This is a genomic window from Bifidobacterium sp. LH_417, from assembly GCF_056357035.1.
Window position 1 is genome coordinate 148,668 of the sequence record NZ_JBKEVI010000002.1, and the last position, 12,433, is coordinate 161,100.

The 12,433-nt window shown below is 65.2% G+C and carries 11 protein-coding genes and 2 pseudogenes; 10 read left to right on the plus strand and 3 right to left on the minus strand.

The genetic code is table 11. The features are described from left to right. Nucleotides 1-20: 20 nt before the first annotated feature. Nucleotides 21-518 carry a hypothetical protein gene (locus AC1AYR_RS02770; RefSeq protein WP_476511235.1) on the minus strand — a complete coding sequence of 166 codons (498 nt, stop codon included), beginning with the start codon at nt 516-518 and terminating at the stop codon, nt 21-23. A gap of 167 nt (nt 519-685) precedes the next feature. On the opposite strand from AC1AYR_RS02770, the gene AC1AYR_RS02775 reads away from it, so the two are divergent. The 4 genes from AC1AYR_RS02775 to AC1AYR_RS02790 all read left to right on the plus strand — a co-directional run bounded on the left by AC1AYR_RS02775 (nt 686) and on the right by AC1AYR_RS02790 (nt 3,546). Then, complete coding sequence (locus AC1AYR_RS02775; protein WP_476511234.1) at nt 686-1,207, plus strand: hypothetical protein; 522 nt, start codon at nt 686-688, stop codon at nt 1,205-1,207. 70 nt (nt 1,208-1,277) lie between these two features. Continuing rightward, the gene (locus AC1AYR_RS02780) at nt 1,278-1,646 is read left to right on the plus strand and encodes a GntR family transcriptional regulator (RefSeq protein WP_476511233.1); all 369 of its coding nucleotides are present in this window, start codon (nt 1,278-1,280) and stop codon (nt 1,644-1,646) included. Further along, entirely contained in the window at nt 1,643-2,593 is a 951-nt protein-coding gene (locus AC1AYR_RS02785; protein WP_476511232.1) for an ATP-binding cassette domain-containing protein, read from the plus strand. The genes AC1AYR_RS02780 and AC1AYR_RS02785 overlap by 4 nt, the downstream gene beginning before the upstream one ends. Beyond that, nucleotides 2,590-3,546, plus strand: a complete 957-nt coding sequence (locus AC1AYR_RS02790; protein WP_476511231.1) for a hypothetical protein — start codon at nt 2,590-2,592, stop codon at nt 3,544-3,546. Before AC1AYR_RS02785 ends, AC1AYR_RS02790 begins: the two co-directional genes overlap by 4 nt. A gap of 9 nt (nt 3,547-3,555) precedes the next feature. Here AC1AYR_RS02790 and AC1AYR_RS02795 read toward each other — a convergent pair whose 3' ends face one another. After that, the gene (locus tag AC1AYR_RS02795) at nt 3,556-3,963 is read right to left on the minus strand and encodes a GNAT family N-acetyltransferase (protein WP_476511230.1); all 408 of its coding nucleotides are present in this window, start codon (nt 3,961-3,963) and stop codon (nt 3,556-3,558) included. A 598-nt stretch (nt 3,964-4,561) separates the two neighbouring features. Between AC1AYR_RS02795 and AC1AYR_RS02800 the strand changes: the two genes are divergently transcribed. The 6 genes and pseudogenes from AC1AYR_RS02800 (at nt 4,562) to AC1AYR_RS02825 (ending at nt 10,369) form a co-directional block, all read left to right on the plus strand. Next, nucleotides 4,562-5,584, plus strand: a complete 1,023-nt coding sequence (locus tag AC1AYR_RS02800; RefSeq protein ID WP_476511229.1) for a pyridoxal-phosphate dependent enzyme — start codon at nt 4,562-4,564, stop codon at nt 5,582-5,584. Nucleotides 5,585-5,643: 59 nt separating this feature from the next. Then, complete coding sequence (locus AC1AYR_RS02805; protein WP_476511228.1) at nt 5,644-6,828, plus strand: cystathionine gamma-synthase; 1,185 nt, start codon at nt 5,644-5,646, stop codon at nt 6,826-6,828. A 58-nt stretch (nt 6,829-6,886) separates the two neighbouring features. Then, nucleotides 6,887-8,659, plus strand: a pseudogene (locus tag AC1AYR_RS02810) (RecQ family ATP-dependent DNA helicase); the annotation flags it as partial. Nucleotides 8,660-8,806: 147 nt separating this feature from the next. Continuing rightward, nucleotides 8,807-9,016: pseudogene (locus AC1AYR_RS02815) on the plus strand (HRDC domain-containing protein); the annotation flags it as partial. Nucleotides 9,017-9,079: 63 nt separating this feature from the next. After that, complete coding sequence (locus tag AC1AYR_RS02820; protein ID WP_476511227.1) at nt 9,080-9,592, plus strand: S-ribosylhomocysteine lyase; 513 nt, start codon at nt 9,080-9,082, stop codon at nt 9,590-9,592. A gap of 291 nt (nt 9,593-9,883) precedes the next feature. Further along, nucleotides 9,884-10,369, plus strand: a complete 486-nt coding sequence (locus AC1AYR_RS02825; protein WP_476511339.1) for an N-acetyltransferase — start codon at nt 9,884-9,886, stop codon at nt 10,367-10,369. Between the two features lie 525 nt (nt 10,370-10,894). Here the strand turns inward: AC1AYR_RS02825 and AC1AYR_RS02830 are convergent. Next, nucleotides 10,895-12,346: an amino acid permease gene (locus AC1AYR_RS02830; RefSeq protein WP_476511226.1), complete on the minus strand. Its 1,452-nt coding sequence runs from the start codon at nt 12,344-12,346 to the stop codon at nt 10,895-10,897. Nucleotides 12,347-12,433: the final 87 nt, after the last annotated feature.

A 12,433-nucleotide genomic window follows, 5' to 3' on the forward strand; every position in this document is an offset into this window, starting at 1 on the left:
ACGTGCCGAAGGGTGAATCGCTATAGCCGGGATTTGACCATGCCCACTACATCGGCGTTGATTTCGCGAATACGCGGGTCGGTGAGCATCTCGTCCACGGTCATCCAACGGCAGTCCTTGGAATCCACGTGGAAACGGTCGGCCTTCCAAACGTCGGGCATGCGCGTGATGTCCGCCTTGTATAGGGTGTAGTCATAGAAGCGCGTCTCATCATGTTCGGTCGACCACTTCTCATGGGATTCGCCGACTACCCGCGTGAGTGTGAAATCCGCCTGCGGGATGTCGAATCCTCGTGACAGATATTCCGTGAGTGCGCGAAGGTTCTCGGTCTCATCGTCGCGCGTCGCATGATTGGGGAAGAAATCGCAGTCCCAGCCGATGTCGTGGTACAGCAGGTAGCGGTTGCCGTCGTTGATGGCGATGATGCTGCTGCGTATCTCCGTGCGGTCCAAATCAATCAGCTCCCTGTACAAGTCCCCGGCGTTGTAGCCTTTGCTCCAAGTAATGATAGTGGACACCACGGCATATGCAGTGACGGCTACGGCGATTGCGGTGAATGAGAACCGCCACAGTATGTCGATGTTGACGAAGTGGTCGGTTGGTTATATGGTTAGTTACACAAGCAACTAACCAACAAGGTTGCTTGCATCGGACCTGATGTTCGGAAGACCGCAAGGAGGTCATCATGAAGATTCAAGGAAAGTACGCGGCCGTCGCCGTCGTATGCGCGATGCTGATCCCGCTGGCGGGATTGGCCGCCGGAGCCTGGGCCGATTCCCCGGCCGAACCCGTACCATCCTCCGCGTCCGTGCGGCCGGCCGACGCATTGGAGCCGGTCGTGTCCGACGGCGTCCAGAAGACCTACGCGGCCGAGATCATGCGACTGCGCGACTCCGTTTCCAGCGCCGAGGCGAAGCGGGTGCTGGCCGACGGCATCATCACCGAGGATGAGCTGGCCGGCCTCACCACCGGCTATACGCAGTGCCTCGCCTCCAAGGGCATCCGGTGGGTCGAACCCACGGAGCCGACCTACGCCGCCAAGGCCGACTACAACACTCTGCCCACCGGCCCTGTCACCAAGAGCTCCGACGGTGCCTTCTCCGGCAACGAGGAGGTCAAGGCATGCAGCGACCGGTACGGGTACGATGAGGTGTTCGGCCTGTACGCCGATATGCGCGCCGACTCGGCCGACGTCGCCGAGGAATGACGCCGCCGGCGGCCGTGCGCGTATGCCGCACGCATGGCCGCCGGCCCATCATGAACGGAGTTGAAACCATATGCGATTCGATTTTTCGGGGACCACACCGTTGTTCCGTCAGGTGGCCGAACAGCTGGGCGAGGCGATCGTCTCCGGGGCTTTCGCCGAGGGCGAGCAGGTGCCCAGCACCACGGAGATCTCGACCACATACAAGATCAACCCGGCCACCGTGCTCAAAGGCATGAACCTGCTCGTCGATCAGGGGTTGTTGGAGAAGCGCCGCGGGCTCGGCATGTTCGTCACCGCCGGGGCCCGGCGCAGGGCCGGCGACGCCAAGCGCGGCGAGTTCCTCACCACGCGCGTCGGCGAATTCATCGCCGAGGCGAAACGGCTCGGCATCGGCGCCGACGAGCTCAAGGACATCATCGACAGGGGGTATCGCTCATGAGCCTCATCATCAACGATCTGACCAAGACCTTCCATAAGGCGTCCGTGCCGGCGCTCGACCACGTGAACCTCAGCTTCGAACCGGGCATCCACGGTCTGTTCGGGCGCAACGGCGCAGGTAAAAGCACACTGCTCGCCACCATAGCCAACCGCCTGCTGCCCACGGGCGGCGACGTCGAACTCGACGGCGAGAACGTGCGCGACAACGAGCACGCGCAGGTGCGCATCCATCTCGTCAACGAGACGACGCCGTTCCTCATACCCGCGCGCGTCTCCGCCCTCCTGCGCCGCGAAGGCCGGTATTACGGCGGCATCGACGGCGAGGAGGTCGCGCGCATGCTCGCCGCGTTCGGCATCAGGGAGAACGACTCGTATGGCGGACTTTCGCTCGGCCAGCGCCAGATCGTGCGCCTCGTCGCCGGCCTGTGTCTGCCCGTCGACGTGCTGCTGCTCGACGAGCCGGTCAACGGGCTCGACGCCGCGAACCGCGAGCGTTTCTACCGGCTCCTCATCGAGTCGTACGCGGAACGTCCGCGCGTCATCGTCGTCTCCACGCACATCATCGACGAGGTTGCGCAGGTCGTCGAACGTGCCGTCATCCTCGACCATGGTCGCGTCGTCGACGCATTCGACGCCGGCGACGTCGCCTCCCGTGCCACCGTGCTCGTCGGTGACGGGACGCGGGTGAACGCATTCATCGGTGCGGAGGGGCTGCAGCCGGTCGCGGTCGAACGTATGGGACGGCTCGTCACCGTCACCGTGCGCGGCCGCGTGGACGAACACGACGTGCCCGACGGCATCGCCGTGAGTGGGCTCGGCCTGCAGGACTACTTCATCCGCGTCACCGGCGATGGCGGCGTGGCGGGGGAGAGACCGGGCGACGGCATGGCGGCTGGCGGGGCCGCCGGCGATGCCATCGCCGCCGAGGAAAGGAAGGTAGCGCGATGACCACGACGGATACGACGAGGACGATGGCCGCGCGCCGTCGGCGGTTCGGCCGGCAGACGGGCGTCATGATGCGGCGGTGCGCGGGATTGTACGCGGCGGCGCTCGGCATGGGCGCCGTGATGGCCGTGATCGGCGGAGGCGTGCGGTATCTGGCCATGCGGGAGAACTGGCGCCGGGTGCCCTATGGCTTCGACGGCATGATGGGTGCCGGGGCGTCGGACATCGAATCGCTGATGGGGCTGATGCTGTTCGCGGCCGGCGCGATCTGGTTCCTCGCATTCGCGGGGCCGGAACTCTGCCATGGCGTGAGCCGGCGTTCGCTGGCGATCGCGCCCGCCATATACGGCACGGTATCCGCCGCGGCGTCGGCGGCGGTGATGACCGTGGCGGAATACGCGTTGGCGGACCGTGACTGGCAGCGCGTCGCGACGAGCGTCGATATGGCCGGCGCCGCCTACGGCTGGTGGGGCAACGACGTGATTCAGATGCCGTTCTCCTACCGGTTCCTGTATGCGTGGCAGTACGAGCCGGTGTCCACCGGCGGTTCGATGAAGGTGTCGGGCATCATCCCCGGCGGGTGGCTGTTCATGGGTGTGGCCTGCTTCGCGCTGATGCTCGCCGCCGCGGCGCTGGGGATCTTGGCCGGTGTGGTCGTCGCATGGGCGTGCGCCGGCGGGGCGAAACGGTTCGGCGCGACCGTGGGTGTGATCGTTGTGGCGTATCTGCTGGCGACGCGGCTGTTCCTGTTCGGCGGTTCCGTGAAGGCGGCCTGGCTGGCCCAGGCCATGACCGGCGAGATCGTTCGGTACGAATCGAACTGGAACGAATGGCATCTGTACGTCGCGTGGATCCCGCTCGCGGAGGCGGTCGTCCTGTTCGCCGTATGCGTGGCGGTCGCGCGCCGGCTCACCCTGCGCCGCGAGGTCGTCGCCTCGCGACGCTGGCTCATCTGACGTCCGACGTCACCACTCCGGGTTCACGGTCTGCATGGCCACGCCGTCGGCCATGACCGTGAACCCGTGGCGTTCGTAGAACGACGCGTTCTTGCTTTCCTCCGGCATGACCTCGACATAGAGGTAGTCGCGGTACTTGTCCTTGAGCATCTCGATCATGTGGCCCGCGATGCCGTTGCCCTGGTACTCCGGGTCGACGAGCACGTAATGCACGTAGGCGAGCATCGCGCCGTCGTCCAGCGCGCGCACGAGGCCGACCAGACGGTCGCCGTCCCATGCGGTGATGACCGTGGACGAGCCCATCAGCGCCCGGTGCAGGTGCTCCGGATACTCGCCCGACACCCAGCCGACCGAGCGGAACAGGCGCTGCGTCTGCTCCTGCGTGAACCGGCGTTCCTCGGTGAATGTGATGGCCATATGCGTCTCCTTTACCGTTTCTGGCGGTCGCTTTCGCGATGATGCGTTGTTCCGCATAGCCTAACGCGCCCGGCCCGGCCCGCATCCGCCGATTCCATGATGCATCCGCGGCTCGGGCGGATTCCATGATGCGGACGCGGGCCCCGCTCCGACACGCGGGCGCGCGGGAGAGTGGTATGGTGTGAGGCATGCAGATTCTCATGTGTTGTTGTCGCTAACCGACGCCCCCGGGCGAACGGTCAGTGACGCATAACTTGAGATAGGGCATTCGAACGCGGCAGGGAATCGCCGCGATCTTCGTTTCGGATTTCATACGCGTGATTCGTCGGCGTCGGCCGATGGCGGGCGCGTGGATTATTGGCACGTTGGGGGTGCCGATACTCGTTCGGGATCCGCGAGGGAAGCATACGGGAACGGCGACGGGTACGCGCATACGACGCATACCACAGTGTTCCCGATTCGCAAGGCCTTCATCACCATCGGACATCGTCATTCATCGTCTCGCAGGGGAACGTCGGTTCACGACACCGACCAGCCGCAACCCGATCAAACCCAACCAGTCCACCGGAAACCCCGAACCACAGGAAACGAGACGATCATGACCATCGCGAACAGCACCGCTGAACTCATCGGAAACACCCCGCTCGTCAGACTCGGCCACATCCCCACCGAAGACGGCGTGAACGCCACCATCGCCGTGAAGATCGAATACATGAACCCGGGCGGCTCCTCCAAGGACCGCATCGCCGCGCGCATCATCGACGCGGCCGAACGCTCCGGGGAGCTGAAGCCCGGAGGCGTCATCGTCGAACCCACGTCCGGCAACACCGGCGTCGGCCTCGCCATGGTCGCCCAACAGCGCGGCTACCGTGCCATCTTCACCCTGCCCGACAAGGTCTCCGAATCGAAGCGCGCCGTGCTGCGCGCGTACGGCGCCGAAGTGGTCGTCACCCCCACCGACGCAGGACCCAACGACCCGCGCTCCTACTACCAGGTGGCCGAACGCCTCGCCAAGGCCATCCCCGGCGGCTACCGCCCCAACCAGTACGACAACCCGAACGGTCCCGCCAGCCACTACGCCACCACCGGCCCCGAGATCTGGCGGGATACCGACGGCAAGGTCACGCACTTCGTGGCCGGCATCGGCACCGGCGGCACCATCTCCGGCACCGGACGCTACTTGAAGGAGGCATCCGACGGGCGCGTCGTGGTCGTCGGCTCCGACCCGGAAGGCTCCATCTACTCCGCATCCAACCCCGCTGCCGTGCACCAGTACGACATCGAAGGCGTCGGCGAAGACTTCTATCCGAAGGCCTATGACCGTGCCATCCCCGACGAAATCGTCAAGGTGAACGATGCCGAAGCGTTCGAAATGACCCGTCGCCTCGCCTCCGAGGAGGCGCTGCTCGTCGGCGGCTCCTCCGGCATGGCCGTCGCCAGCGCCATCAAGTACGCGAAGGCGCACGACCTCGACGAGACCCAGCTCGTCGTCGTGCTCGCCCCCGACTCCGGTCGCAGCTACCTGGAGAAGATCTTCGACGACGACTGGATGCGCGCCAACGGCTACGGCGACGTGGTCGACCGCACCACCCGCCCCTCCCTCGCGGAGCGATACCTGTAATCCCGCAATCATCCTGTACTCACTCAATCCCGACCACCACCATTCGAAAGGAAACCACCATGACCACCGCATACAACGCCCAGTTCGCCTCCACCGCACTCGCCACCCGCGCCATCCACGCCGGGCAGGAACCCGACCCGACCACCGGCGCCGTCGTCACGCCGATCTACGCCACCTCCACGTTCAAACAGGACGGCGTGCTCGGCCTCAGGGGCGGCCACGACTATTCGCGCTCCATCAACCCGACGCGCACCAGCTTCGACGAGCAGCTCGCCGCCGTCGAAGGCGCGACATACGCGCTCTCCTTCTCCTCGGGCCTCGCCGCCATCGACGTGCTGCTGCGCGCTACCCTCAAGCCCGGCGACAACATCCTCCTCGGCAACGACGTGTACGGCGGCACCTACCGCCTGCTCGCCAAAGTGTTCGTGCCGTGGGGCGTCGGCCTCGACGTGGTCGACATCACCGACCCGAAGGCGGTTGAAGAGGCGCTCGTCGCCAAGCCGTACCGCTACATCTGGGTCGAGACCCCGTCGAACCCGCTGCTCAACATCACCGACATCGCCCTGACCGCCGAACTCGCGCACAAGCACGGCGCGAAGGTCGTCGTCGACAACACGTTCGCCTCGCCCGCGCTCCAGCATCCGCTCGCCGACGGCGCCGACGCGGTCGTCTACTCGACCACCAAGTACATCGGCGGCCACTCCGACGTGGTCGGCGGCGCCGTCGTGCTCGACGACGACGAGACCCGCGAGAAGATCGCGTTCCTGCAGAACGCGGCCGGCGCCGTGCCATCCCCGTTCGACTCATGGCTTGACATCCGCGGCCTCAAGACACTCGATCTGCGCGTCAAGCGTCACTCCGCCAACGCGCTCAAGGTCGCGCAGTGGCTCGAATCTCAGCCGTCGGACGTGATCGAACGTGTCTGGTACCCCGGTCTCGAATCCCATCCGGGCCATGAGATCGCCGCGCGTCAGATGCACGGCGGCTTCGGCGGCATCGTCTCCGTGCAGCTCACCGCCGGCGCCGAAGCGGCGAAGCGCTTCGTCGACCACACGACCATCTTCACGCTCGCCGAATCGCTCGGCGGCGTCGAAAGCCTCATCGAAGTGCCCGCCGCCATGACCCACGCCTCCGTGTCCGGCACAACCCTGCAGGTGCCCGACAACCTGATTCGCATCTCCGTCGGTATCGAGGACGCCGACGACCTCATCGCCGACCTCGACCAGGCGCTCGGGGCCATCTGACCGGTCCAGGCCCGGCGTGGTCGTGGCCTACGGGCCCGGGCGGCATACACTGGAAGGCATGACTGGACAGACGACGGATGCGCATGCCGCGGCTTTGGCCGCGCTCGAACGGTACTTCGGCTATGAATCGTTCCGCCCCGGGCAATCCGGCGTGGTCGACGCGCTCCTGCATGGCCGCGACGTGCTCGCCGTCATGCCCACCGGTGCCGGCAAATCCGTGTGCTACCAGATACCGGCCGCGTTGCTGCCCGGCGTCACCATCGTCATCTCGCCGCTCATCTCCCTCATGCAGGACCAGGTCGACTCGCTGAACGACCAAGGGCTGCCTGCGGCGTTCGTCAACGGCATGCAGACGCCGGACGAGCAGTCCATGGTGCTCGCCCAGGCGGCGGCCGGACAGGTGAGGATTCTGTACGTCGCTCCGGAACGTCTTGAAACCGGGCGGTTCCGGGACTTCGCCATGCGCACGCCGATCGCGTTCGTCGCCGTCGACGAGGCGCACTGCGTCTCCCAATGGGGGCAGGACTTCCGTTCCTCGTATCTCGGCATCGGCGACTTCATCCGCTCGCTGCCGAACCGACCGGTCGTCGGTGCGTTCACCGCCACCGCCACCGAGAAGGTGCGGCGTGACATCGTCGGGCTGCTCGGCCTCGTCTCCCCGCAGGTGACGGTCACCGGATTCGACCGGCCGAACCTGTATTTCGACGTCATCAACATGGAACGCAAGCGCAAGGCCGCGTGGATCGTGGATTACGTGGCCGCGCATCCGGATGAATCCGGCATCGTGTACTGCGCCACGCGCAAGGAGACTGAACGGATCGCCGACACGTTGAACCAGTCGGTCCCGCAGCGCCCCGGCGCGGGCGCGGGCTCTGCCGGTGCTGCGGGTGGTGCCGGTGGCGCAGGTGCCGCTCCCGTGGCCGTCGCCTACCACGGCGGCATGAGCCCCGAGGTCCGGGCCCGGGCGCAACGCGACTTCGTGACCGACCGGGTGCCGGTCGTCGTCGCCACGAATGCGTTCGGCATGGGCATCGACAAGTCGAACGTGCGCTACGTGATCCACCACAACATGCCCGAATCCATCGAAGCCTACTACCAGGAGGCCGGGCGTGCGGGGCGCGACGGCGAACCCAGCCGATGCACGCTGCTGTGGAACGAATCCGACATCGGCACGCGCCGTCGACTGCTCGATTCGGACTACGAGAACGAGCGCATGACCGCCGAGGAGCAGGAAATCGCGCAACGCAACCGTCGCCGCCTGCTCGACGGTATGATCGGCTACTGCCGCACCACCGAATGCCTCCACCGCTACATGACCCGCTATTTCGGGCAGGAAGACAATCTGCAGGTCGTCGGGAACGCGGCCGGGACGGCGGCCGGTGCCGGTGCCGGAGCCGCGGAGGCCGCCGCGCATGTCGGATGCGGGGCGTGCGCGAACTGCGAGCACACGTTTACCACCATTGACGTGACGGACATCGCGCGCAACATCAGCCGCTGTGTGCATGACGTGATGTTCGACCATGACGAACAGGGGCGGGAGACCACGCCGCGTCCGGTGCGCCGCGGCGTGGGCGCCGGCAAACTCGTGAAGATACTGCGCGGCTCGCAGGCGCAAGATCTCGCCTGGCTCGCCCCGGAACGCATGCCGAGCTTCGGCGCGTTGAAGGACGTGCCCGAATCGCGGGTGCGTGACGTGCTCAGCCAGATGTCCAGCGACGGCCATCTCGTCGTCGCCGATGGCCGTCTGCCGATCGTCGGCTTCGGTCCGCGCGCGGGGGAGACGGTCGCGCCGGACTTCCATTACGAGATCAAGCGCGTGGACCGTCGGTCCGAACGTCCCGATGGCGGTGCGGCGGGCGGTGGCCGGCGACGTCGCGGTGCCGCAGGTGCGCCGTCGTCCACCGTGTTCGGTGCGGCGGGCACGACCGGTCCCGTCGATGCGGACGCCTACGTGCCGGGCGATGAGGAGGAGGCGCTGTTCCAGCGTCTGCGCGAACTGCGTCGCACCATCGCGCAGGAGATCGGCAAACCGCCGTACATCGTGTTCTCCGATCGCACGTTGCGCGACATGGCGCGCGTCAGACCAGTCAACGACGCGCAGTTCCTCGCCGTCAACGGTGTGGGTGAAAGCAAGCTCGAACGGTATGGCGCGCGGTTCATGGAGGCGATCGCCGCGTTCGGCAACTAGGATGGGCGGGACGGGCGCCGTGCGCGCCGAAGGAACGCAACACGCAAGCGGAAAGGAACGGACATGGCGGATCAGGACAAGACCGATCAGGACAAGACCGACAAGCCGGTGGTGGAGAGCTTCCAGCTCGATCACACGAAGGTGAAGGCGCCGTACGTGCGCTACATCGACACGGAGAAGGGGCCGCACGGCGACGTGATCTCCAACTACGACCTGCGTCTCGTGCAGCCGAACGAGAACGCGATCCCGACGGCCGGGCTGCACACCATCGAGCACACGATCGCCGTATTGCTGCGCGAGCGAATCGACGGCTACATCGACTGCTCGCCGTTCGGCTGTCGCACGGGCTTCCACCTGCTCACGTGGGGCGAGCATCCCACCGAGGAGGTCGCGAAGGCGCTGAAGGAGTCGCTGGAGTTCATTGCCTACGAGGCCACGTGGGACGACGTGCCCGCCACCACGATCGAAAGCTGCGGCAACTACCGTGACCACAGCCTGTTCACCGCGAAGGAATGGTGCAAGGACATCCTCGCCAAGGGCATCAGCTCCGACCCGTTCGAGCGCAAGGTCGTCTGATCGTCGAATCCGTCTTGGCGGCGGTGCGCCGCATCCGCCGTGTCCACCGCGTCCGAGCCGAGACGCGTAGGTTCCCGTCCGCCGTGCAAGGCGGGCGGGGATTTTCCGTATGTGCGGGCATCATCCAGCCGCATCACAGGAGACACACGGTGTTTGTGAGGCGGGCATGGTAGCGTAGCGCGTCAGTTGATTGTTTCCGATCGAATCCCCGTGCGGGGCTCTCGCGCCAACGTGAGGTGAGGTGTGGTGTCCGATTCCAATGCGTCGTCCCGTCGTTTCCGTCACGCGACCATGCGTGACTTGCCGCATATGCTCAAGGTGTATGCGCATGCGCGCGAGCTGATGGCGCGCAACGGCAATCCCACGCAGTGGGGGAACACGTTCCCCCGCGAGGAGGTCGTGAGGGACGACATCGCCAACCAGCGCACGATGCTGCTGGTCGACACGCAGAACGGGCATGAGCGCATCCTCGCGCAGTTCGCCCTGTGCCCGGGCGAGGATCCCACGTACCGACATATCGACGGCGCGTGGCTCGACGGCGACACGTATGTGACCATCCATCGCATCGCCTCGTCGGGTCTGGTGCGTCACGCCGCCCGCGACTGCATCCGCTGGGCGCTGAAGCATTACGGTAACGTGCGCGCCGACACGCATCCGAACAACAAGGCCATGCAGCACGTGCTCGAAACGAGCGGGTTCGCCCGTTGCGGGCTCATCCAGCTGCTGGACAGGCCGACCGACACCACGAGAATCGCCTACCAGCGCCACGAATGGTGACCGGGCTTCGCGTGTAAGCGCGTGATGTGTCGGGGAATCGTCGTGATTCCGCCATTCCTTGGGATTGTTGGACTGTCATGCATTGAAATGGTGGAATGTGTGGAGTCGCCGACAGGTCCTGCACGGTTCGGATAGGGATCTGCACGGTTCAGACATGATCTTGCATGATTCGAGCGACGACCTGTATGGCCGCATTCGGAAGACGACACTGTTTCTAATGATTCCCGTAGCCGGGATGCCCGGAATTATGCGGATTCGTCAAATGCGGGGAGCTGACGAACAGGCCGTCTTCAAGGAGACACTCTGCACATCTATGTCTAGGGTACGCACAACCGTCGTGAAACCCCACAGGTTCATCGCGAAGTTCCACAGAACCTGTAGTGGGCCACATATGGAGCACAGGAAGACCTCCGGTCTCGTTTCCGTATCTTTTTCCGGTAGTGTCAGCTCGACACCGAGAAAGCCCCCTCGGATATGAACCGAGGGGGCTTCGTCGTGAAACAGGTTGCCGAGGGGGCGACGCGGCTATTCGGCCGGCACCGCCACGGGAGCCGGATCGCCGGCGCTTTCCAGCTTGGAATGCTTGCGGCTGTAGCCGAAGTAGACGGCCAGGCCGATGGCCAGCCAGATCGCGAACCGCACCCAGGTCTCCCAGTTCAGGCCGGCGATGAACACCAGGCAGAAGATGATGGACAGCGCCGGCACGACCGGCACGCCCGGCGCCTTGAATCCGCGGTGCGCGTCCGGAGCGGTCTTGCGCATCCACAGCACGCCGGCGGAGACGATGATGAACGCGGACAGCGTGCCGATGTTCACCAGCTCGAACAGGATGTTGATGTTGATGAAGCCTCCGGCGATCGCGGTGAGGATGCCGAAGAACCAGGTGCCCTTGAACGGGGTGCGGTGCTTCGGGTGCACGTCGCTGAAGAACTTCGGGAACAGGCCGTCGCGGCCCATCGCGTAGCAGATGCGCGACTGGCCGTACAACTGCACGAGCATCACCGTGGTCATGCCGACGAGCGCGCCGATGTTCACGATCACGGCCAGCCAGTTCATGCCGGTGTACAGGATCACGCCGGCGACCGGGGCGTCGATGAACTTCGCGAACTCCTGGTAGGGCACGATGCCGGTCATCACCAGCGTCATGATGATGTAGATCACCGTCGAGACGGCGAGTGACAGGAGGATGCCTCGCGGCAGCGTCTTGTTCGGCTCGATGGTCTCCTCGGCGGAGGAGGACACGGCGTCGAAGCCGATGAAGCTGAAGAACACGATCGACGCGGCCGGCAGGATGCCGTACGGCTGGGTGGAGCCGGGCTGGAACGTGTAGATGCCGTACGGGGAGAACGGCTGCCAGTTGGACGGCTTGACGTACCACACGGCGCAGATGATGAACAGCGCGATGATCGCGAGCTTGATCATCACCATGATGTCATTGGTTTTCTTCGTCTGGTTGATGCCGATGGACAGCACCCAGGTGATGAGCAGCACGACGATGAAGCCGGGCAGGTTGAAGTAGGTGGTCACGCCCGGCGTGGTGCCGTACGCGGCCGTCAGCTCGACAGGAAGGCTCAATCCGAAACCTTCGAGCAGCTTGTTGAAATAGCCGGCCCAACCGGCGGACACGGTGGCCGCCTGCAGGGCGTATTCGAGGATCAGATTCCAGCCGATCACGAACGCGATGAGTTCTCCGAATGCCAGATACGCGTACGAGTATGCGGATCCGGACACCGGGGCCATCGACGCGAACTCGGCGTAGCACAGGCCTGCGAAACCGCAGCAGATCGCGGCCAGCAGGAAGGATACGGACAGCGCCGGACCGGCGGTGAGCGCGCCCTTGCCGGTCAGGACGAAGATGCCGGTGCCGATGATCGCGCCGATGCCGAGCATCGTCAGGTCGAAGGTGCGCATCGTGCGCTTGAGCGGGGTGGAATCGGCAACAAGCTGATCCACCGTTTTCTTACGGAACAGATTCATGGTCTTCTCTCATGAACACGTGGAATGGGCTTGGCCGGACGGAATTCCGGGACCCCGGCACGCCTCAACGCCGGGAGTCTTGAAGTA

Bases quoted from the DNA above. Each gene is read 5' to 3' on its own strand.
- AC1AYR_RS02775 (WP_476511234.1), top strand. From the start codon at position 686: ATGAAGATTCAAGGAAAGTACGCGGCCGTCGCCGTCGTATGCGCGATG.
- AC1AYR_RS02780 (WP_476511233.1), top strand. From the start codon at position 1,278: ATGCGATTCGATTTTTCGGGGACCACACCGTTGTTCCGTCAGGTGGCC.
- AC1AYR_RS02785 (WP_476511232.1), top strand. From the start codon at position 1,643: ATGAGCCTCATCATCAACGATCTGACCAAGACCTTCCATAAGGCGTCC.
- AC1AYR_RS02790 (WP_476511231.1), top strand. From the start codon at position 2,590: ATGACCACGACGGATACGACGAGGACGATGGCCGCGCGCCGTCGGCGG.
- AC1AYR_RS02795 (WP_476511230.1), bottom strand. From the start codon at position 3,963: ATGGCCATCACATTCACCGAGGAACGCCGGTTCACGCAGGAGCAGACG.
- AC1AYR_RS02800 (WP_476511229.1), top strand. From the start codon at position 4,562: ATGACCATCGCGAACAGCACCGCTGAACTCATCGGAAACACCCCGCTC.
- AC1AYR_RS02805 (WP_476511228.1), top strand. From the start codon at position 5,644: ATGACCACCGCATACAACGCCCAGTTCGCCTCCACCGCACTCGCCACC.
- AC1AYR_RS02820 (WP_476511227.1), top strand. From the start codon at position 9,080: ATGGCGGATCAGGACAAGACCGATCAGGACAAGACCGACAAGCCGGTG.
- AC1AYR_RS02825 (WP_476511339.1), top strand. From the start codon at position 9,884: ATGCGTGACTTGCCGCATATGCTCAAGGTGTATGCGCATGCGCGCGAG.
- AC1AYR_RS02830 (WP_476511226.1), bottom strand. From the start codon at position 12,346: ATGAATCTGTTCCGTAAGAAAACGGTGGATCAGCTTGTTGCCGATTCC.